This is a genomic window from Planktomarina temperata RCA23 (assembly GCF_000738435.1).
GTDB classification, from domain to species: Bacteria; Pseudomonadota; Alphaproteobacteria; order Rhodobacterales; family Rhodobacteraceae; genus Planktomarina; species Planktomarina temperata.
In genome coordinates this window covers 598330-617706 of sequence record NZ_CP003984.1, presented here as the reverse complement: position 1 = coordinate 617706, position 19377 = coordinate 598330, and the positions used below count along the sequence as shown (strand labels likewise).

The following is a 19377-nucleotide window of genomic DNA, read 5'->3' as shown; positions in this document are numbered from 1 at the left end:
TCTCCTATACAGCGCATACAATGACACTCCGGACAGATAGGTCAAGCATATGCAATCCTCCAGACATGACTTTTGGGCTGGGCTCTGGGGGGCTTTGCCATTTTGCATCGTTGTCGCCCCCTATGGGATGGTTTTCGGTGTCCTAGCCGCCGAATCTGGCCTGGATATTTTCACCGCAGTGGCCTTTTCCATGGCTGTGATCGCCGGTGCCGCGCAATTCACTGCTCTATCGCTCATGCAAGATCAAGCGCCGGTTTTCATTGTGATTATTGTCGGCCTGGCCGTCAATCTGCGCATGGCGCTCTATTCGGCGACGCTGGCCACCCATTTGGGCGCCACCCCATTTTGGACCCGCGCCTTCGTCGCCTATGCAATTTTAGATCACAGTTTCGCCCTCGCCGATCAGAAGTACCAAAATGAACCTGACATGAGCCTGCCCCGCAAATTGGCCTTTTATTTCGGCGCCACAAGTTTGGTGGCAGTGATCTGGGTTGTGGGTACAGGTTTTGGCGCCTGGCTGGGCACGCGCATTCCCGATTGGCTGGCCTTGGATTTCGCCATGCCCATCGCCTTCATAGCCTTAGTGGCCCCAGCGCTGCGCAGCTTACCGCATGTGGTTGCCGCTTTCACCGCAGCGACACTGTCCCTCCTCTTTGCGCCCGCACCCTATGGGCTTGGCTTGATCATTGCAGCATTGATCGCCCTCGCTTTGGGCGCTGAGGTGGAGCGACGCATGGGGGCGAGATCATGAGCATTTCGACCGCAACACTTTGGCTTGTGATTGCAGGGCTGGCCTTTGGTTCTTGGCTCCTGCGCTTTTCGTTTTTGGGTATCATCGGCAACAAAGAGCTGCCCGAATGGGTCAAACGCCATCTTCGCTATACGCTTGTGGCTGTCATGCCGGGCATTATCGCACCCCTGGTTTTCATGCCGCGCGCGACAGATGGGGCCTTTGATCTGCCGCGATTTTTAGCAGCGCTGGTGACGCTTTTGGTGGGCGTTTGGAAAGGTAATCTCTTGCTGGCGATCGCAGCCGGCGGCGTTACGCTTTATTCAATGTTAAACTTCGGCTTTTGACCGATCCAGCCGTAAAAATCCGTGCGTTTATCCCTGTCCTCTGGTTGCGAGAATCGCACCGTTCTCACACCGGGTAACGCCGCAAAACGCTCCATAAGCGTCTTGGGAAAAAACGTCGGACCTATGGCCTCAAAGCCCGGAGTGGCGCGCAAGAGCGCGCTCACATTCTGCGCACAGAAGGATTGCATCACCGGCCCATGATCCATCACGCGAGCAAGAAGATCGCCGGCCACCGCATCGGTGACATCTCGGGTTTGCGCCACTGTGTCATGGGTGTTGCGGGTGTGGTAATCGATATAACTGTCCACAACCGCCGGGTTGGCACCGTAAATCACATCGCCGCGCTCTGCCAAACTCGCATGTGACAGACTCCCAGCCGGATCAAAAATGACCCTCTGCGCGCCATTCACGATCAAAGCAGAATGTGCGCCGCTGCCGTCTTGCGTGCTCAGCACAGTGATCAAAGTCACTTTTGCGCCGCCAGGATGCCGATAACGCGGCAGATCAGCCTCGCGCATGGCATCGCCCCTAAAGGCCGCGCTGCATCCGACAAGGCACAAAAGCGCCAAGGTCAATGCAGCATATCTCATCGATTTAACCGTTTATGAGATACAAAAGCACCAGGGCCACGAGGATCACAACTGTGCTTTTCGACACGAGGCCCATAAAACCTGCAAAAGTCTTTTCTTGCACGTCTGTATTCATTGTGCCGTGTTCGTGTTTTTGGTCAGCCATAGCGACAACTCCGTTTTGTGTTTCGCACTCCCTAGCCTCCAACGCGGCATTTGTCACGCGCGCAGACCCGCCCAGCGGCAAAAAAGCGCGCGTCAGCCTGCGCTAATTCATCACCCAGCGATAAGCGCCGTCTTGGTGCAAACTGCGGGTCACCTCACCGGCATGCCACAGATAGTTGCAATGGGCCAAAGCCTCGACCAGACCAAGCCCATATTCTCCATCGCCGATTTGGCGCTTGAAGACGGCCATCATGACCTCTCCGGCGGTTTTTGGAGTTTTCAAATCGGCCCGCAGCCGCGTCAAAGCGCCGTGGTGGTTTTCCTCCAATTGCCGCAGCCGCAGGGGCATGCCGACAAAGGGCAATTTATGACCGGGCAATGCCAAATGATCAGCGCGGGCAAAGTTTTGCAATCGCGCACAGCTGTCAAGCCAGTCCGCCAAAGGATTCGCATCCGGCTCAGTGGGGTAGACCCCGATATTTGAGCTAATGGACGCAATGACCTGATCGCCGCAAAGCACCAAATTATCATCCCGGCTCCAGAACGTCGCATGATCGGGCGCATGCCCATGATCGACGCGAACATCCCAACTGCGCCCGCCCATTTCAATCACGTCACCCTCTTCAATGCGGGTAAACCCAATGGGAATGGGATGCACGATGTCAGAAAAATTGAAGGGGCGCTCATCCTGCCGGGCCGCGAGTAAATCAGCCCGCATCCCAGCGCGGCGGTAAAACTCAATCTGACCCTCGGTATAGCGCTCCTGAATATCCATTGTGAGCATACGTCCCATCAGATAGGCCACCTGCGTTGAGACATATTCCGCGCCAAATTCTTCAACAAACCAGCCGTGAAACCCAATATGATCAGGGTGGTGATGGGTTGCCACGACCCGCTTAACCGGCTTGCCGCGCAAAGGCCCGTCAAGCACGGCTTGCCACATCGCCTGCACCCTGCGCGATTTCATCCCCGTGTCGATCAGCGTCCAACCGTCACCGTCATCCAGCACATAGATGTTCACATGATCCAATTTCATCGGCAAAGGCAGCCGCAGCCAATGCACCCCCTCGGCAATTTCGATCATCTCGCCATTTTCAGGGGGCGTTTCCCAAGGGTATCTTATCGTTGTCATAGGCTGGGGTTACGCGGCAAAATCATCAAGCTCAAGCGCATAAAGATCTGCCGCGCCCGCCTGCGCCTGAGCACACAGAGAAGCAGCCTCCGGTAAAAGGCTGTTGATATAGACCCGCGCCAAACGCTGGCGCTTGGCTTGGCCAGACATAGACGCCACCAGATGAAAATATCCGCCCAACACCCGGGCAAAGGCTTTTTGATAGGCCACAGAGCCCGCAAACCGCTCATTGAGCTCCTGGGACACCACCCATTGCGTGGTGGCGCGTAACTGCGCAATAGCTGCCAAAACCGCTTTGGCCAAATCACTGTTTGAGGCGGAGGCCAGCGCTTCCATATCATCCATCAGAGCAAAGGCGGCGGCACCCCCATCCATCATCTTGCGCGCCACAAGATCCATAGATTGAATTCCATTTGTGCCTTCATAAATCGGGGTGATCCGCGCGTCGCGCAGATATTGCGCCGCTGCGGTTTCCTCGACAAAACCCATACCGCCGTGAATTTGCACCCCAAGATCGGCCACGGCGACGCCTGTGTCGCTGCCAAAGGATTTGGCAATGGGGGTCAAAAGCGCGGCACGTGCCTGCCAATCGGTATCGCCCGTGGCTTTGGCCATATCAATCGCAATCGCACAGGCCACTCCAATGGAACGCGCCGCAAAAATATCGGCCTTCATCTGCGCCAACATCCGCCGCACATCGGCGTGATCGATAATTGTTCCAGTGCCATCGGCAATGGGCGCGCGCCCCTGTTTGCGGTCCATCGCATAAGCCAGCGCGTGTTGATAGGCGCCCTCGGCCACCCCAACGCCCTGCATCCCCACAGCCAGGCGGGCGTTGTTCATCATGGTGAACATACAGGCCATGCCGTTGTGTTCTTCGCCCACTAGCCAACCAGTTGCGCCCGAAAACTCCATAACCGCGGTCGGACTGCCGTGAATGCCCAGCTTATGCTCCAAGCTGACACAGCGCAGATCATTGCGCGCGCCAAGACTGCCATCGGCATGGGGGATGAATTTTGGCACCAAAAACAGGCTGATCCCCTTGGGACCGGGCTTGGCACCCGGAAGCCGGGCCAAAACCAAATGGCAAATATTCTCTGCCACATCATGTTCACCCCAGGTGATAAAGATTTTCTGGCCTGAAATTTTATAGCTGCCATCGGCTTGCGGCTCGGCCTTACTGCTCAATGCGCCCACATCGGAGCCGGCATGGGGTTCTGTCAGATTCATCGTGCCGGTCCATTCACCAGAAATGAGCTTTGGCAAATACAGCGCCTGCAAATCAGCATTGGCGTGGTGTTCCAGCGCCTCAATCTGACCCTGCGACAAAAGTGGGCAGAGATTGAGAGAGATACAGGCGCCGCACATCATATCATGCATCGCCGTGTTCAAAGCCATCGGCAAGCCCATGCCACCATGCTCTGGCGTGGCAGAAATACCGACCCAGCCACTTTCGGCGATCGCCGCATAGCCATCGGCAAAGCCCGGCGGGGTGCGCACAACGCCGTTTTCCAATTTGGCAGGATGCAAATCCCCGGGCCGTTGCAGCGGCGCCATCACTGTATCGCACATCTTACCGCATTCATTTAAAACCGCATCCGTCAAATCCTGTGTCGCTTCCGAAAAACATTCATTGGCCACCACCGGCGCCAAGGGCACCACTTGGTCGAAAATGAACTGATATTCGCTGACAGGGGCTTGATAGGGCATGAGGAACTCCAAGGATGGCAGTAATCTATTAAAAGCGTCTTACCCAAGCCGCTGGCACAAGGAAATAGCTATCGGCCGAAACGCCGCGTCAGGCCCGGCCCGCTTGCCCCGATAATAGGGTTGGATCGACCCCGATTGAGGCCAGAGCCGCCGCCCATTTGGCACCATTGTCCGGGCTGAAAACCAAGTCAAACTCAGCCTCACAAATCAACCAGCCATTGGCCCGAATTTCCGCCTCCAGCTGCCCCGCCGCCCAGCCCGCATAGCCCAGCGCCAACAAACTGGTCTTCGGCCCCAAACCCCGCGACAGGTCTTTGATCGCATCGACCGTGGCCGTCACAGCAAAACGGTCGTCAATCCGCAGGGTATCAGGATCGCCAACATAATCTGCCGAATGCAGTAAAAACCCGCGCGAAGGTTCGACCGGTCCGCCAAAATGCACAGCAACCTGCGGGGTAAAAGCGCCGATGGGGATATCGAGATGCCCAAGAAGCGCTTTTAGATCTAAGGCCGCATTGGCCTTATTCACAATGAGCCCCATGGCGCCATCCTCGGAATGGGCGCTGATATAGACGACCGAATGCTCAAATCGCGGATCACCCATGCCCGGCATGGCCACCAAGAGTTTTCCAACAAGAGTCGTCTGCGCGTCAGTCATGCCAAGAACATGAATAGGAAAGAGCAAAACAACAAGTGCTGTCACTGAGATTTTTCTGTACCCTGGCGGCCTGCGCCAAATTGTGCCACCTGCCAGCTGGCGCGGACACTTGCGAAGACGGGCTTGCTCAATAAAAAGTGAGTTCGTATTTCAGCGTAAATACGTTAGAAGGAACCCCATGAAACACACTGTGCACCGCATCACCACATTCCTCCTCTGCGCTTTTTGCCTCGCCCCTGCCGCCCTCGCACAGGATCTGGACGATATTTTGCAGGCCGAATTGCGGCCAGGATGGCGCACTGAGGATGGCATCCATATGGCGGCGCTTCAACTCAATATGGCGCCGGGGTGGAAAACCTATTGGCGCCAGCCGGGAGACAGTGGCATCCCGCCGCGCTTTGATTTTTCTCAATCTGTGGGTGTTCAGGCCTTCGAGGTTTTTTACCCAACGCCAGAAATTTCGTGGCTCGGGAGCAGCCGCAACATCGGATATGAAGAGCAGGTCATTTTTCCGGTGCAACTCTCCGTGGACCGCGCTGCAGACATCACCTTGATCGGGCGTATTGAGATCGGTGTGTGCCGGGAGCTGTGCATCCCTGTTACGCTTGATCTGTCCGCGCAATTATCCGCACAGGCGCCTGTTGACCTTCTGATTAAAGCCGCACGCGCCGTTGTGCCAAAACCCGGCGCGGGTCAGATCACCTGCGCTTTTTCAGCAGCAGACGATGGCATGGAGCTAAAGATTGTTTTGCCATCCCCCGATCGCGCCTTTGACAATGCGGCCATTGAACTGGACAACCCGCGTCTTTGGGTCAAAACGCCCAAGCTTGAGCTGCGCGATGGGCGGTTGAATGTCACCGCCCAAATCATGACCCCCACGGGTCAGCCCGTGGCCATCGGGCGCGACGGGGTGACAACCACGCTCTTTGCGCCCGACGGAGCCACCGAATATCGTGGCTGCCTGGGCGCCTAGCGCCGCAAATTCCGCGCAAAGATCACGGCTGACACCGCGTAAAGCAACAACACAACGAGCGCTGAGCCGCTCAAAAATAGCGAAAGCCCAAATGGCAAGGGCGACAGATGGGCCGCCAATGGCAACCCCATCCAAAACTGCGGCACCCCTCCACTCACGATCACCGCCCCAAGGGTCGCGGCGAAAAGGGCGGTCAGGCTGATGAGCGCTGCAACAACGGGCAAGCGCGGTCCGCGGCCACGCCAGAGGCCGCGCAGGGCCCGTTTGACGCTCGCCACCTGCGCGCCCACATCCGCTTGCATCGCCATCAAGGCTGGCACGACGATCAATACTAAGATCACCCCAAACCCAAGCCCATAGACTAAGGTTATCACCGTTGGCTTGAGAAACTGCGCTTGTGACGAGGTTTCGTAAAGCAAAGGGGACAGGCCGAGCACCGTGGTCAATGTCGTCAACAACACCGGTCTTAACCGATCTGTTACCCCATCGACAATCGCTGGAAATAGGCCCCGCTCTTTGGAATATTCATCAATCGTCGTCACCAAAACAATGGAATCGTTGATGATAATCCCCACCATGCCAATCAACCCAACCACAGAAAACAGCGAAAGCGGGATGTCATACCACCAATGGCCATAAATCGTCCCGATCAAGCCAAACGGAATAATGGCCATCACCACCAAGGGGCGTGTCCAGCTGGAGAAAATCCAAGCCAAAGTCATGAAGATCCCGGCCAAGGTCAAAATCAAACCCCGTGTGGCGTCATTGCGGAAATCATCTTCCTGTTCCGCCAATCCAGCCAAGGTAAAGGCAACTTGAGTTTCCTCAGCGATTTTTGGCAAAACTGTTTCTTCCAATTCCGCCACAATCGCCTGCGCGCGCGCCGGGTCATCCTCAGAAATATCGCCCGTCACAGAAATCACCTGGATGCCATTCTCACGCCGCACCGTTGAAAAACCGGTGCGCTGCTGCACGGTGACAATATCTGCCAGCGGCACATAGCCCCCGTTCGGTGTGCGGATCAGCATGCGATCGGTGAAATCAGCCGTCAATTCACCGGCCGGCAATTCCACACGGATCGTGGCCGAGCGCGGCCCATCGGGGAAGCTCGCCGCCTCAATCCCATTGAGGCGATTGCGCAACACCCGGCCCAATGTGTCGATGGTAAGCCCCAAAGATTGCCCCTGCGGCGTCAACTCCAACACCAATTCCTCTTTGTCGTAGGAGAGCGTGTCTTCAACAGCTGAGACTTCTGGATATCGTGCCAAAGCGGTTTGCAAGGCCTCAGAGGCGGCTTTAAGTCGGCGCGCATCAGCCCCGGAAAATTGCACATCGAGCGCATCGCCGCCCGGACCGGAGCGCCAACCGCGAAAGCTAATCGTCTCCACCCGAGGATGCCTAATCACCGCATCTTGCAAATCCGCGACAAAGGCAAAGGACGAATAGGGCCGCAAATCCGCATCAATCAACTCAACGGCAATGGAGCCCAATTGATCGGCATCTTTGGTATCAGCGCCCGCCAAGCCACGGCCGGTATTGCCCCCAATTTCGGCCATGGAGAAATCCACTGGATTGCGGCCATATTTCTCCTCATATTGCGCGCCAACGGCTTCTACAGCCGTTTGAAACGCGCGCATTTGCTCAAGGGAATCTTCCCGCGTTGCCCCCGGGGCCATCGCGAAATTACCCGTCACCGAGCCGCGCTCAGGAGCGTTGAAAAACCGCCATTGCACATCCCCATTGATGAACAGCACCGCTTGACTGGCCAAGGCCACCACCACAGCTGCAAACACCGGATATCGCGCCCAAATGACAAATCTGATAAACGGGCGGAACAGGTAGAACTTAAATTGATCCAGCAGGTAGTTCATGAAGTGTGACGGCATGTCATACCAACGGATCCGTGAGCCGACGGAAATAGAATGCGCCATGTGATGGGGCAAAACCAAAAAGCATTCGGCTAGCGAGGCAATCAAAACCACGATGACGGTAAAAGGAATATCGGCAATCAAATCCCCAAACCGCCCACCAATCGCCACCAAGCCAAAAAAGGCGATGACGGTCGTCAGCGTTGCCGAAAATACCGGGGTGAACATGCGCTTGGCTGCATTCTCCGCCGCCACGACAGGGCTTTCCCCCAAAACACGCGCGCGAAAATCTGCGTGTTCCCCCACAACAATGGCATCATCGACCACAATCCCAAGGGTAATGATCAAAGCAAAAAGCGAGATCATATTGATCGTCAGCCCTGACAGATACATCAGCGCCAAAGCCGCCGCCATAGCCGCCGGAATTCCTGCGGCCACCCAAAAGGCCGTGCGCACATTCAAAAACAAAAATAACAGCAAAAGCACAAGCCCAAGCCCTTGAAGGCCATTTTCCAACAGCATGGCCAGCCGCGCAGAAATCGCCTCTGATCGGGTGCGGATCAATTCGACATTCACATCAGGGGGCAAGGATTCCATCATCGCAGCAGCGGTGGTTTGAACCTGCTCCTGGATTTCAATCGCGTCGCCCTGATCAGAGCGGTCAATGCGGATGGAAATGGCCGACGCCGCGCCCACGAAATAGGCGCGATCTCGGTCAACCCCCTCTTCCGTCACCCGCGCCACATCGCCCACGGTGAGCGACGAGCCATCGGCATTGGAACGCAAGACAATCTGCCTGATATCCCGGGCGCTGCGTTTGGCGATCCCTGTACGAATGCGCGCACTCCCGGCCACATCGCCTGCGGGATCCGCCTCAGCTTCCTCAGCGATGGCACTGGCGATCTGTGCCATGCTCACGTCATGACGAATAAGCGACAAGCTGTCGACTTCCACGATGGTTGAGCCCGCAGCCACGCCGCGAATAGTGGTGCGGGTCACGCCTGCGGCGAAAAGCCTTGTGACGAACTCATCGGCAAATAGAGCCAATTGCGCCACCCCAACCGGACCGGAGATCACCACATCTGTGACCCGGTCGCGCCAGACCCCACGGGTGACTTTTGGATCATCAGCATCATCGGGGAACTGGTTGGCGACGGAATCAACGGCGATTTGGGCATCATCGGTGCCACGGGCCATATCCCAGCCGGGCTCAAATTCCATGGTAATCCGCGCAGAGCCTTCCGAGGAGGTGGCAGAGGTGCTGTTCACCCCTTCAATCCCAAGCAACGCCGGTTCAACCACCTGCACAATTGCCCGGTCAACATCCTCCGGTCCAGCGCCATCCCACCGCACGCTGACCGTGACGCGGTCAATAATCACATCGGGAAAAAACTGCGCCCGCATTTGCGGAAAAGAAACAGCCCCGGCGACCAGCATAATAAGCAAGAAAAGGTTTGCCGCGGTGCGATGTCGGGTCATGTAAGATAAAATCCCGCCAGTGGCGGTGCGTATCACAGACATCCCTTATCCCCCCATCCGGCCTTCCAGCCGCTCAACCAATTCTTTGCGCACTTCGGGCTCTTGCAACTGCGCCAAGACCCGCTCCTTGGCCTGTTTGGGCATGCGTTTGTTGCCCTCGACAAAGGCAATCAACTTGGCCCGCCGCTCTGGATCAAGCGCGATGGTCTCTGGGGCCGCCTGTGGCGCTTTTCCCTCAGCGCTCAACACGCGCACCTTGATGCCCGCACCCAGCAATGGGGATCGTTCCGCTACAATTTGCGCTCCGTTCAGCTCACGCGAGCGCACCAAAACATCATCCCCCTGACGGCGCACAAGGGTCACATCGGCCTCCGACAGGCGCTCATCTTCGCCCACAACCAGAACCTTGTTATTCCCGCTCACGGCCGTGGCCGGCAGGCGGGCAACCCAATTCAAGGCGGGCTCCGTTATGTTTACAGTCACAAAATCACCCGGCCGCAGACCCTTGGAGGTTGCAAGGCTGGCAAAGAGCAACCGCCCAGTCAAACCTTCGCCCACGACAGCAGCTTCGCGGGTGATCTGGCCGCTGGAGCTCATCTCCGCGCCGAGCAGATCCAGCGTCACCGAGACCTCAGCAGCCCGCAACTTGCCCGCATCATCGAGCAGTCGCCGATGCTGGGAGGTACTCACACGAAAGGCCACTTCCAGAGCCAATGGATCCACCAATTGACCAATTTTTTCATTGTTGGTCACAGTTCCGCCCTGCAGAACAGTGACATTGGCCAGCAGCCCAGAAAAGGCCGCGCGTACAACGGTGTCACGCACATTGCGCTCCGCTTCCGCCAAAGAAATATCCACCCGCATGACCCGCGCACGCGCTTGATCCAAACGCGCCTCAGCGGCCTGCAAAGCTTGGCGCCGCGCCAGAACGGATTGGCGTGCCGAGGAAGCAGCCAGTTCCGCAGCCTCCACAGAGGCCGCAGTGCCGACCCCACGGGTCACGAGATCTTGTTGCCGGGCCAATGCTTTTTGGCGCAGGGCGGCTTGCTCTTGCGCGGCGCTGATCTCATCCTTGGCCAAGTCTAGCGCCCGCATCGCCTCTCGCAAATCCGCTTGAGCATCGGCCATATCGGCCTGTACCAAAGCCAAGGCGGTTTGTGCATTTGACGGATCAATTCTCAGGAGTACATCGCCCTCCAAAACAGAACCGCCATTTTGAAAATTCGGGTGCAACTCAATGACCGTTCCGCCAACCGCCGGCCGAATATCAAGGCTACGCTGGCTTTGCACCTCGCCAAAGACCTGTAGGACCGGAATATGCTGGCCCGGCTCAAAGGGCACGGCATTCACTGCAAAAACTCTCTCACGACCACCGCCACCGCGCCGCTGATCGTCACCTTTGTTCTCAATCGCGCCCCGAACCATCATGATGGCATAGGCAAACAGCGCCAGAGTCGCCGCCAGTAAGAACAACCCCATTAAACTTTTGCGTAGAAACCGCATACGACAGCCCTCTCGATCATCATTACAGTTGTTCTAGTACAAAACTTCTCCGCGTCACGCAGATTCGACAGCGGGGCTTATTTTCTTTGCAGATGCTCATCAAGCCGCGGCATGATTTCGACAAAATTGCAGGGTTTATGTCTTATATCCAATTGCTTGACGAGTATTTCGTCCCAAGCATCTTTGCAGGCGCCCGGACTGCCCGGCAATGCAAACATATAAGTGCCATTGGCCACACCGCCCGTTGCTCGGCTCTGAACCGCAGATGTGCCAATTTTTTGCATGGAAACAAAGGTGAAGAGAGTTGAGAACGCGTCAATCTCTTTTTCATAGACATCCCGATGTGCCTCGACGCTCACATCACGGCCCGTGAGCCCAGTGCCGCCCGTGCTCAGAACCACATCAATAGACGGATCGCGCGACCATTGACGCAATTTTTCGGCAATCGCTGCGCGATCATCGGGGAGAATGTCACGGTCGGCCAGGATATGTCCGGCCGCTTGCAAGCGCGCAACCAGCGTGTCGCCGGATTTATCATCACTCAAACTGCGGCTGTCGGACAGGGTTAAAACCGCGATGCGCACCGCGATAAACTCTGTTTTTGCTGGTGCATCGGTCATGTCTTGCCCCCTTCAGATTGCGCGCGCAGCCAAGCCTTGAGCATCAACAAATCCTGCCATGCCTGTTTCTTCCGATTAGGCTGGCGCAACAGGCCCTGCGGATGCACCATCGGCAAAACTGGCAGGGCAAAACCCTCTTGCCAGGCTCCGCGCAGCTTGCTCAGGCCGCGTTTGCCCAAAACCGCCTGACAACTGATATTGCCCATACATATGACAACCTGCGGCGCGGCCAAGATAATATGACGGCGCAAGAAAGGCTGCATCATGGCGATTTCAGCCGCGCTGGCCTCTCGGTCCTGCGGTGGGCGCCAAGGAATCACGGAGGCTGCATAGACCTCCTCGGCCCGATCCAAACCAATAGCGGCGCACATTTTGCCCAGCAATTGACCGGCCGGGCCGGCAAAAGGCAGACCTTGCAGATCCTCCGCCCGCCCGGGCGCATCTTCCAAGATCATCACCCGAGCCCCAGCCCTGCCCCCACCAAACACCAAATTGCGGGCTCCGCGGCGCAAATCACAATGCGAAAAATTTTGCAGCGCAAGTTTCAACGCCGGCAAATCCCCCGCCGCAGCTGCAGCCTCTTCGGCCAGTGCAACAGGGTCCACAGCCGGCGCGGCTGCCATCACAGCCGGAGGCCGCTCCGCAGCCTGTGGCGCCCCGGTGGGTGCCGCCGCTGCAGTGGATCGTTTGGGGTTTTGCGCCGGCACCTCATAGCGGTCAATGGGCACATCACCCACGGCATCGCTCACTCCGAGCTCTGCCTGCCACTGCAACGCGGCGCGTGCCATATGCCAATCCAATTGATCCATGGCCTCAAACTATGCCCTTCTGAGAGGAAGGTAAATCATTCAATCAGTGACGCAGCGCGTCAAAAATAACCCGCCTCAGGCTCAAATGACATTTCCTTGCCCCCTGCCCTTGCCGTGGGCGGCCACTCTTTCTATAAAACGCCAACCGGAGAGGTCTATATGCAGCTTCAGCATCTATTGGGGATAGAACCCCTACATCCCCAAAGCATCACCGAAATATTGGATTTGGCAGATGATTACGCCGATCAAAACAGATCCCGTGCGCGCGACAGTAAAGCCCTGGCTGGCTGCACTCAGATCAATATGTTTTTCGAAAACTCAACCCGCACTCAAGCCAGCTTTGAAATAGCAGGCAAGAGATTGGGGGCGGATGTGATGAATATGGCCATGCAAGCCAGCTCAATCAAAAAAGGTGAGACCCTCATTGATACAGCGCTGACACTCAATGCCATGCACCCCGATCTTCTGGTGGTGCGCCATCCGCATTCTGGCGCCGTCGATCTCTTGGCGCAGAAAGTCAATTGCGCGGTGCTCAACGCTGGGGACGGGCGGCATGAACACCCCACGCAAGCCCTGCTGGATGCGCTCACTATCCGCCGATCCAAAGGCCGCTTGCATCGCCTCAACATCGCCATTTGCGGCGATATTGCCCACAGCCGCGTGGCCCGCTCTAACCTCATTTTGCTGGGCAAAATGGAAAACCGCATTCGCCTTATCGGCCCAGCAACGCTGATGCCGGCGGGAATTGGCGAGTTTGGTGCGGAAGTCTTTCACGATATGCAAGAGGGTTTGAAGGATGTGGATGTGGTGATGATGCTGCGCCTGCAACGCGAGCGTATGGACGGCGGCTTCATCCCCTCCGAACGCGAATATTATCACCGCTATGGTTTGAATGCTGAGAAACTGAGCCACGCCAAGCCAGATGCCATTGTTATGCACCCAGGCCCAATGAACCGCGGCGTTGAAATCGACGGGGAAATCGCCGACGATTTGAACCGCAGCGTCATACAAGAACAGGTTGAGATGGGTGTGGCAGTGCGCATGGCGGCCATGGATATATTGATGCGCAACAGGCGCCAAGCTGCAAAAGAGGCGCAGGCATGACCCAAAGCCTCCTTTGCGTCCCCCTTGACAGGAGACTGTGCGAATGAACGAACCCAAAGATCCCCGCATGTCGGGAAAAATTGCCATGTATGTCCTGATTTTCAGTGCCGCTTTGGTGGCTTTGATGGTGTGGGTGGCCGGATGACCTCACTGCGCATTACAAATGTTCACCTGGTTGACCCAGAGAGACAGACCGTCGAGCTGGGCAATTTGAGCGTCAAAAACGGCCGCATTGCCGCCGATGATCCGACCCTGCCGAGCCGTGACGGCCAGGGCAAATATCTTGCGCCAGGCATTGTTGACATTGGCGCAAAGGTCTGCGAGCCGGGCGAGCGGCATAAGGAAAGCTTTCGCTCCGCTGGCCTGTCCGCTGCCGCTGGCGGGGTGACCACTTTGATCACGCGGCCAGACACAGAGCCGGCCATTGACAGCCCCGAAACCCTTGAATTTGCCAACCGCAGGGCGCAGGCCACCTGCGCCGTACGCAGCTATCAAATGGCGGCGCTCACAAAAGGGCGTTTGGGCAAGGAAATGACCGAGATCGGATTTTTGCAAGACGCAGGAGCAATTGCCTTTTCCGATTGTGACGCGGTTGTCACCAATACCAAAGTCCTGTCGCGCGCGCTTACCTATGCGCGGCAATTGGGGGCTTTGGTCATTGGACACCCGCAAGATCCAGGCCTGTCACAGGGGGCTGCGGCCACCTCTGGCAAATTTGCAACCCTGCGTGCGATCCCGGCGGTCTCGCCCATGGCTGAGCGTCTGGGGCTTGAGCGGGATTTGGCCATGGTAGAGATGACCGGCGCGAAATATCATGCCGATCAACTCTCCACCGCCCTCGCTCTACCCGCCTTAGAGCGGGCCAAACAACAAGGTCTGGATGTCACCGCCGGGGTCAGCATTCATCACCTAACGCTCAACGAGTTGGACGTCGCCGATTATCGCAGCTTTTTTAAAGTCAAACCCCCGTTGCGCTCCGAAGAGGATCGGCTGGCGATGGTTTCTGCGCTTGCAAGCGGGTTGATTGACATCATCAGCTCCATGCATACGCCGCAGGATGAAGAGTCCAAACGTCTGCCCTATGAGCAAGCCGCCTCTGGAGCTGTGGCATTGGAGACAGTTTTGCCGGCTGCCTTGCGCCTTTACCATGCCGAGCAGTTGAGCTTGCCACAGTTGTTCCGGGCCCTGTCCCTCAACCCCTCGCGGCGCTTGGGTCTGGACAGTGGTCGCCTGAGCCTGGGGGCTCCTGGGGATCTCATCTTATTTGACCCCGATGTGCCCTTCGTTCTGGATCGCTTTTCGCTCCGGTCTAAATCTAAAAACACCCCTTTTGATGGGCAACGCCTGCAGGGCCGTGTTTTGGCGACATTCGTCGGGGGCAGGGAAGTCTACGCAAGATGAATTTTGAACTGACCAGCGCAGCTGAACTCTTAGCCTTTTGGGCCATTACCGGATATTTACTCGGCGCAATCCCCTTTGGCATCGTCACGGCGCGCGTCTTGGGCCTTGGAGACTTACGGCAAATTGGCTCGGGCAATATCGGGGCCACGAACGTGCTGCGGACCGGCTCCAAACTCGGCGCGGCTTTAACTTTGATCGGTGATGCGGGCAAAGCGGGTGCCGCGGTGCTTTTGGCCCGCGCATTGGCCGCCGAGGATGCGGCGCAAATTGCCGGCTTCGCCGCCTTTCTGGGGCATTGCTATCCGATTTGGCTGAAATTCAAGGGCGGGAAAGGCGTGGCCACCTTCTTTGGCCTGCTCTTTGCCCTAGCCTGGCCGATTGGTGTCGCCGCCGGCGCCACATGGCTCGCCGCTGCAGCCATTTTTCGTTTTTCCAGCCTCGCCGCACTTCTCACCGCTGTGATGACGCCTCTTTGGATCATCCTTATGGGCTTCAATAGTTTATTTTTGCTGTCCCTCTGTCTCACCGGGGTGATTTATTGGCGCCATAGAGAGAATATTATCCGCTTGATCCGCGGGCAAGAGAGCAAAATCGGGCAAAAATAGAGGGGCTTCGCGGCTGGGTTATGCAGAGGTCTTCAGTAGGAATAATCTGCGTAAATCCGGGTCAAATCCCCTTGCCAATCGCTATGGTAGCGCGCCAAAAGCTCATCGGCAGGGGTTTGGCCGGTCTCAAGACTGTCTTGCAGCGCATTTAAAAAATGGGTTTCATCTGGCACAAGCCCACCTGCCCCACTGCGCCCACGCGCGGTGAGGCCTGCATGTGAAATCGCCACTGCTTGCCGGGCCAGATCCATCATTTTGACCCCGCCAGCCTCGGCTTGCAGCCCATCGACGGAGGCCGCAATCCGCAATTCATCACGGGTTTGCGCATCCATGCCTTTGACCAAATCCCAAGCCGCATCCAGCGCAGTTTGATCGTACAACAGCCCAACCCAAAAGGCTGGCAACGCGCAAAGACGTCGCCATGGCCCACCATCCGCGCCGCGCATTTCCATGAATTGCTTGATCCGCGCTTCCGGGAAGATGGTCGTCAGATGATCGGCCCAATCGCTGAGCGTGGGCACTTCGCCAGGCAGCGCAGGCAATTTACCTTTGAGGAAGTCGCGGAAAGATTGGCCTAAGGCATTGATATATTTTCCATCACGATAGACAAAATACATCGGCACATCTAAGGCATAGTCCACATAGCGCTGAAATCCCATCCCATCTTCAAACACAAAGGGCAGCATCCCTGTGCGGTCTGCATCCAAATCCCGCCAGACCCGCGCGCGCCAGGATTTATGGCCATTCAGCTGACCCTCAAAGAAGGGAGAATTGGCAAAAAGCGCGGTCGCGACCGGCTGCAGAGCCAGAGCCACGCGAAATTTTTGCACCATATCCGCCTCTGAGGCAAAATCGAGATTAACCTGCACTGTACAGGTGCGCCGCATCATCGTGCGGCCCATTGTGCCAACCTTGCCCATATAGGCGTCCATCAACTGATACCGGCCCTTTGGCATCAAGCTCACGTCTTCATGCTTCCAGATAGGCGCGGCGCCAAGGCCGATGAAGCCAACACCAATTTTATCGGCGATTTCCTTCACCTCACGCAGGTGCACATTCACCTCGTCACAGGTTTCATGAATGGTTTCAAGCGGAGCCCCCGAAAGCTCTAGCGCGCCGCCCGGCTCAAGGCTCACATTGGCGCCGTCTTTCGTCAATCCGATGAGATAGCCATTTTCCTCGACTGGCGCCCAGTTAAACTGATCGCGTAGCCCTTGCAAAATAGAGAGCACAGAGCGCTCGCCCTCATAGGGCAAGGGCGCCAGCGTGTCTTTGCAATAGCCAAATTTTTCATGTTCCGTGCCAATGCGCCAATCGCTTTTCGGTTTATTGCCCTTTTCAAGCAACAAGGCCAATTGGTCAAAGCTTTCGATCGGGCCTCCGCCAGATTGTGGAATAGACATAGGGGAGACTCCGCTTTTCGTAATGTTTACCCTTCACAGGTGGCCCCTCACACAGGGCAAGTCAAGACAGGGTTAATGAAGTTTCCGGCGATTGCGTTGCCAGATGAGAAATAAATCCGGGCCGCGCCCCTGACTGGCGGCCTCCGCTTGGGCATAATTCACCCCAGGCAGGGCCACCAAAGCATCAAAGAGCTTGCCCGTGCCCTCTGCATCTCCCGGCACAGACAGCATCCCCTCTGGGCCAAAAAAGACCCAAGTGGTGCGGCCGCGCATGTTGCGATGCAACTCAATGCGCTCCAGAGTGTCGAGTGATATGGAGCGGCCCGTACCAGCGGCCAAATAGCTCACTTGCCGTTCATCGACCTCCACCACCCCAGCCCCGCCTTGGCCTGCAGGGAATTTGAAGCGGCGATAGGCGTCATGGCCGATCAATGCGCCCATAACGGCGATCACCGCGCCTGCAAGCCGGGTCGTGCCAAAGCTGCTGACCACGATCATCAGCCCGGTCGTCAGGACCAATCCGGCAAAGATAAATCCCCGATATTTTCGCAAACTGCGAAGTGCTTCGGGACGGATAAAGCTCATTGCCAATCCCCCAAAGCACTCTGCCACAGGGTCAATGCCGCCACTGCGGCCGTATCCGCACGCAAAATCCTGGGACCGAGCGACACCCCATGCGCCTCGGGCATCTCATTGAGCCGCCGCCGTTCGGCTGGGCTAAATCCCCCCTCCGGTCCGATCAAAACCGCCCAAGGACCCGCGAGAGATGGCAAGGCCTCACCGGATCCCAAGCGGGTTTCATCACAAAACATGATCTGGCGCTGCACGTCCCACCCGTCCAGCAGCTTCGAGAGTTTTTGCAGCTCATGCACCACAGGCACATAGGTGCCACCGCATTGCTCGGCAGCCTCCACGGCATGATTTTGCAAGCGATCTTGGCGAATGCGCTCAGAATTGGTAAAATCACTCTGCACCGGCAGGATCTGCGCCGCGCCCATCTCTGTGGCTTTTTCGACGATGAAATCCGTGCGCGCCTTTTTGATGGGCGCGAAGATCAGCCACAGATCAGGCGGCAGCTGCATCGGCTTGGACTGGCGTTCACAAAGCAAGATGCCATTGCGTTTACCAGCCTGCACCACACGCCCCAACCACTCACCGTCGTGACCGTTGAACAGTTCAAGAACCTCGCCCACGCCTTTGCGCATCACACCGAAAAGGTAATGAGATTGCTCGCGGCTCAAAGGAACCGATTGCCCCGCCCCCAGCGGGTGATTTACATAGAGTCGAATAACTGAAGCCATGGAGCATAGGATATGACGCAATCGGGCAAATCACCAGAGGGGCAAGTTGCCGATGCGGTAAAAGATAATTGGGTCGATCGCCATGCGCCAGAGGCCAGCCGCCCCTATTTGCGCCTGTCCCGAGCCGACCGTCCCATCGGCACTTGGCTGCTATATATCCCCTGTATTTGGGGCATCCTTTTGGCGGCGCTCCAGGTGGGAGATTTCCAGAGCTGGGACTTGTGGTTGATCGTTGGCTGCGGCGCCGGCGCCTGGTTAATGCGCGGCGCGGGGTGCACATGGAATGACATCACCGACCGAAAATTTGATGCCCAGGTCGCCCGCACCCGCTCGCGCCCTCTTCCATCGGGGCAGGTTACGGTGCGCGGCGCGCTGCTTTGGATGGTGGCCCAGGCGCTCATTGCATTTTGCATTCTGATCAGCTTTGGCATGCCTGCAGTTCTGATTGGCGTTGCCAGTCTTGGCTTTGTTGCGATTTACCCCTTTGCCAAGCGGTTCACCTGGTGGCCGCAGGTGTTTCTCGGCCTGGCATTTAATTGGGGCGCTTTGCTGGGATGGGTGGCCCATAGTGGCCGATTGGATTGGCCCGCCGTGCTTCTATATCTTGCCGGCATTGCCTGGACCCTGTTTTATGACACGATCTATGCACATCAAGACACAGAGGATGACGCGCTGATTGGCGTGAAATCTACTGCGCGCCTGTTTGGGAAAAGCAGCCCGCAATGGCTGCGCGCCTTTGCCGTTCTGAGCGCTGGTTTGATGGCGCTGGCAATCTATGTCGCCCTCCGTGCCGCCAGCCCGGCACAAATGATCATCGCCCAAATGGGCACAGCAGGGTTTGCGGCCCATATGCTTTGGCAAATGCGTCAGCTCGATATCGACAATGTGCCCTTGCTGCTCCAGCTGTTTCGCGCGAATCGGGAGGCGGGCCTGATCCCTGTGCTGTTTTTCGCCGTCACTGTTATGCTGTGATTGATCCCACGGCGGTCCCGTTCTAGAA

Annotated in this window: 19 protein-coding genes; 7 read left to right on the top strand and 12 right to left on the bottom strand. The window is 57.1% G+C overall.

Annotation, left to right across the window (positions count from 1 at the left end):
* The first annotated feature begins 49 nt into the window (after window positions 1-49).
* Window positions 50-751, top strand: coding sequence for an AzlC family ABC transporter permease (locus RCA23_RS02950; RefSeq protein ID WP_044049004.1), 702 nt, complete (start codon window positions 50-52; stop codon window positions 749-751).
* Window positions 748-1077, top strand: a complete 330-nt coding sequence (locus tag RCA23_RS02945) for an AzlD domain-containing protein (protein ID WP_044049003.1) — start codon at window positions 748-750, stop codon at window positions 1075-1077. The genes RCA23_RS02950 and RCA23_RS02945 overlap by 4 nt, the downstream gene beginning before the upstream one ends.
* Here RCA23_RS02945 and RCA23_RS02940 read toward each other — a convergent pair.
* The 5 genes from RCA23_RS02940 to RCA23_RS02920 form a co-directional block, all read right to left on the bottom strand.
* A complete protein-coding gene (locus RCA23_RS02940; RefSeq protein ID WP_044049002.1) occupies window positions 1050-1667 on the bottom strand; it encodes a hypothetical protein in 618 nt (205 codons plus the stop codon). The two genes, RCA23_RS02945 and RCA23_RS02940, sit on opposite strands and share 28 nt — an antisense overlap.
* Before the next feature lie 4 nt (window positions 1668-1671).
* Window positions 1672-1812, bottom strand: coding sequence for an aa3-type cytochrome c oxidase subunit IV (locus RCA23_RS02935; protein ID WP_044049001.1), 141 nt, complete (start codon window positions 1810-1812; stop codon window positions 1672-1674).
* A 102-nt stretch (window positions 1813-1914) separates the two neighbouring features.
* On the bottom strand, window positions 1915-2943 hold the full coding sequence (locus RCA23_RS02930) for an MBL fold metallo-hydrolase (RefSeq protein ID WP_044049000.1): 1029 nt from the start codon (window positions 2941-2943) through the stop codon (window positions 1915-1917).
* Window positions 2944-2952: 9 nt separating this feature from the next.
* A complete protein-coding gene (locus RCA23_RS02925; RefSeq protein ID WP_044048999.1) occupies window positions 2953-4653 on the bottom strand; it encodes an acyl-CoA dehydrogenase family protein in 1701 nt (566 codons plus the stop codon).
* An 88-nt stretch (window positions 4654-4741) separates the two neighbouring features.
* Window positions 4742-5356 (bottom strand): YqgE/AlgH family protein, encoded by a 615-nt coding sequence (locus tag RCA23_RS02920; protein ID WP_347721372.1) that lies wholly within the window; start codon window positions 5354-5356, stop codon window positions 4742-4744.
* 133 nt (window positions 5357-5489) lie between these two features.
* On the opposite strand from RCA23_RS02920, the gene RCA23_RS02915 reads away from it, so the two are divergent.
* On the top strand, window positions 5490-6284 hold the full coding sequence (locus RCA23_RS02915; RefSeq protein ID WP_052376994.1) for a protein-disulfide reductase DsbD domain-containing protein: 795 nt from the start codon (window positions 5490-5492) through the stop codon (window positions 6282-6284).
* Here RCA23_RS02915 and RCA23_RS02910 read toward each other — a convergent pair.
* The 4 genes from RCA23_RS02910 to RCA23_RS02895 form a co-directional block, all read right to left on the bottom strand.
* Window positions 6281-9673 (bottom strand): efflux RND transporter permease subunit, encoded by a 3393-nt coding sequence (locus RCA23_RS02910; RefSeq protein WP_044048998.1) that lies wholly within the window; start codon window positions 9671-9673, stop codon window positions 6281-6283. The two genes, RCA23_RS02915 and RCA23_RS02910, sit on opposite strands and share 4 nt — an antisense overlap.
* Window positions 9674-9676: 3 nt before the next feature.
* A complete protein-coding gene (locus tag RCA23_RS02905) occupies window positions 9677-11134 on the bottom strand; it encodes an efflux RND transporter periplasmic adaptor subunit (RefSeq protein WP_044048996.1) in 1458 nt (485 codons plus the stop codon).
* Between the two features lie 77 nt (window positions 11135-11211).
* On the bottom strand, window positions 11212-11754 hold the full coding sequence (moaB, locus tag RCA23_RS02900; protein WP_044048994.1) for a molybdenum cofactor biosynthesis protein B: 543 nt from the start codon (window positions 11752-11754) through the stop codon (window positions 11212-11214).
* Entirely contained in the window at window positions 11751-12563 is an 813-nt protein-coding gene (locus RCA23_RS02895; protein ID WP_044048993.1) for a uracil-DNA glycosylase, read from the bottom strand. The genes moaB and RCA23_RS02895 overlap by 4 nt, the downstream gene beginning before the upstream one ends.
* Before the next feature lie 159 nt (window positions 12564-12722).
* Between RCA23_RS02895 and RCA23_RS02890 the strand changes: the two genes are divergently transcribed.
* The 3 genes from RCA23_RS02890 to plsY all read left to right on the top strand — a co-directional run bounded on the left by RCA23_RS02890 (window position 12723) and on the right by plsY (window position 15673).
* The gene (locus tag RCA23_RS02890) at window positions 12723-13667 is read left to right on the top strand and encodes an aspartate carbamoyltransferase catalytic subunit (protein ID WP_044051216.1); all 945 of its coding nucleotides are present in this window, start codon (window positions 12723-12725) and stop codon (window positions 13665-13667) included.
* 141 nt (window positions 13668-13808) lie between these two features.
* A complete protein-coding gene (gene pyrC / locus RCA23_RS02885; RefSeq protein ID WP_044048992.1) occupies window positions 13809-15068 on the top strand; it encodes a dihydroorotase in 1260 nt (419 codons plus the stop codon).
* Window positions 15065-15673, top strand: a complete 609-nt coding sequence (plsY, locus tag RCA23_RS02880) for a glycerol-3-phosphate 1-O-acyltransferase PlsY (RefSeq protein WP_044048991.1) — start codon at window positions 15065-15067, stop codon at window positions 15671-15673. The genes pyrC and plsY overlap by 4 nt, the downstream gene beginning before the upstream one ends.
* Window positions 15674-15705: 32 nt before the next feature.
* Here the strand turns inward: plsY and RCA23_RS02875 are convergent, their stop codons facing one another.
* From RCA23_RS02875 to RCA23_RS02865, 3 genes are all read right to left on the bottom strand, one after another.
* Window positions 15706-17076, bottom strand: coding sequence for a glutamate--cysteine ligase (locus tag RCA23_RS02875; RefSeq protein ID WP_044048989.1), 1371 nt, complete (start codon window positions 17074-17076; stop codon window positions 15706-15708).
* A 72-nt stretch (window positions 17077-17148) separates the two neighbouring features.
* Complete coding sequence (locus tag RCA23_RS02870) at window positions 17149-17661, bottom strand: hypothetical protein (RefSeq protein WP_044048988.1); 513 nt, start codon at window positions 17659-17661, stop codon at window positions 17149-17151.
* A complete protein-coding gene (locus RCA23_RS02865) occupies window positions 17658-18377 on the bottom strand; it encodes a 16S rRNA (uracil(1498)-N(3))-methyltransferase (protein ID WP_044048986.1) in 720 nt (239 codons plus the stop codon). The genes RCA23_RS02870 and RCA23_RS02865 overlap by 4 nt, the downstream gene beginning before the upstream one ends.
* A 12-nt stretch (window positions 18378-18389) precedes the next feature.
* Between RCA23_RS02865 and ubiA the strand changes: the two genes are divergently transcribed.
* On the top strand, window positions 18390-19349 hold the full coding sequence (gene ubiA, locus RCA23_RS02860; RefSeq protein ID WP_044048984.1) for a 4-hydroxybenzoate octaprenyltransferase: 960 nt from the start codon (window positions 18390-18392) through the stop codon (window positions 19347-19349).
* The last annotated feature ends 28 nt before the right edge of the window (window positions 19350-19377 follow it).

Bases quoted from the DNA above. Each gene is read 5' to 3' on its own strand.
- RCA23_RS02950 (WP_044049004.1), top strand. From the start codon at position 50: ATGCAATCCTCCAGACATGACTTTTGGGCTGGGCTCTGGGGGGCTTTG.
- RCA23_RS02945 (WP_044049003.1), top strand. From the start codon at position 748: ATGAGCATTTCGACCGCAACACTTTGGCTTGTGATTGCAGGGCTGGCC.
- RCA23_RS02940 (WP_044049002.1), bottom strand. From the start codon at position 1,667: ATGAGATATGCTGCATTGACCTTGGCGCTTTTGTGCCTTGTCGGATGC.
- RCA23_RS02935 (WP_044049001.1), bottom strand. From the start codon at position 1,812: ATGGCTGACCAAAAACACGAACACGGCACAATGAATACAGACGTGCAA.
- RCA23_RS02930 (WP_044049000.1), bottom strand. From the start codon at position 2,943: ATGACAACGATAAGATACCCTTGGGAAACGCCCCCTGAAAATGGCGAG.
- RCA23_RS02925 (WP_044048999.1), bottom strand. From the start codon at position 4,653: ATGCCCTATCAAGCCCCTGTCAGCGAATATCAGTTCATTTTCGACCAA.
- RCA23_RS02915 (WP_052376994.1), top strand. From the start codon at position 5,490: ATGAAACACACTGTGCACCGCATCACCACATTCCTCCTCTGCGCTTTT.
- RCA23_RS02910 (WP_044048998.1), bottom strand. From the start codon at position 9,673: ATGTCTGTGATACGCACCGCCACTGGCGGGATTTTATCTTACATGACC.
- RCA23_RS02905 (WP_044048996.1), bottom strand. From the start codon at position 11,134: ATGCGGTTTCTACGCAAAAGTTTAATGGGGTTGTTCTTACTGGCGGCG.
- moaB (WP_044048994.1), bottom strand. From the start codon at position 11,754: ATGACCGATGCACCAGCAAAAACAGAGTTTATCGCGGTGCGCATCGCG.
- RCA23_RS02895 (WP_044048993.1), bottom strand. From the start codon at position 12,563: ATGGATCAATTGGATTGGCATATGGCACGCGCCGCGTTGCAGTGGCAG.
- RCA23_RS02890 (WP_044051216.1), top strand. From the start codon at position 12,723: ATGCAGCTTCAGCATCTATTGGGGATAGAACCCCTACATCCCCAAAGC.
- pyrC (WP_044048992.1), top strand. From the start codon at position 13,809: ATGACCTCACTGCGCATTACAAATGTTCACCTGGTTGACCCAGAGAGA.
- plsY (WP_044048991.1), top strand. From the start codon at position 15,065: ATGAATTTTGAACTGACCAGCGCAGCTGAACTCTTAGCCTTTTGGGCC.
- RCA23_RS02875 (WP_044048989.1), bottom strand. From the start codon at position 17,076: ATGTCTATTCCACAATCTGGCGGAGGCCCGATCGAAAGCTTTGACCAA.
- RCA23_RS02870 (WP_044048988.1), bottom strand. From the start codon at position 17,661: ATGAGCTTTATCCGTCCCGAAGCACTTCGCAGTTTGCGAAAATATCGG.
- RCA23_RS02865 (WP_044048986.1), bottom strand. From the start codon at position 18,377: ATGGCTTCAGTTATTCGACTCTATGTAAATCACCCGCTGGGGGCGGGG.
- ubiA (WP_044048984.1), top strand. From the start codon at position 18,390: ATGACGCAATCGGGCAAATCACCAGAGGGGCAAGTTGCCGATGCGGTA.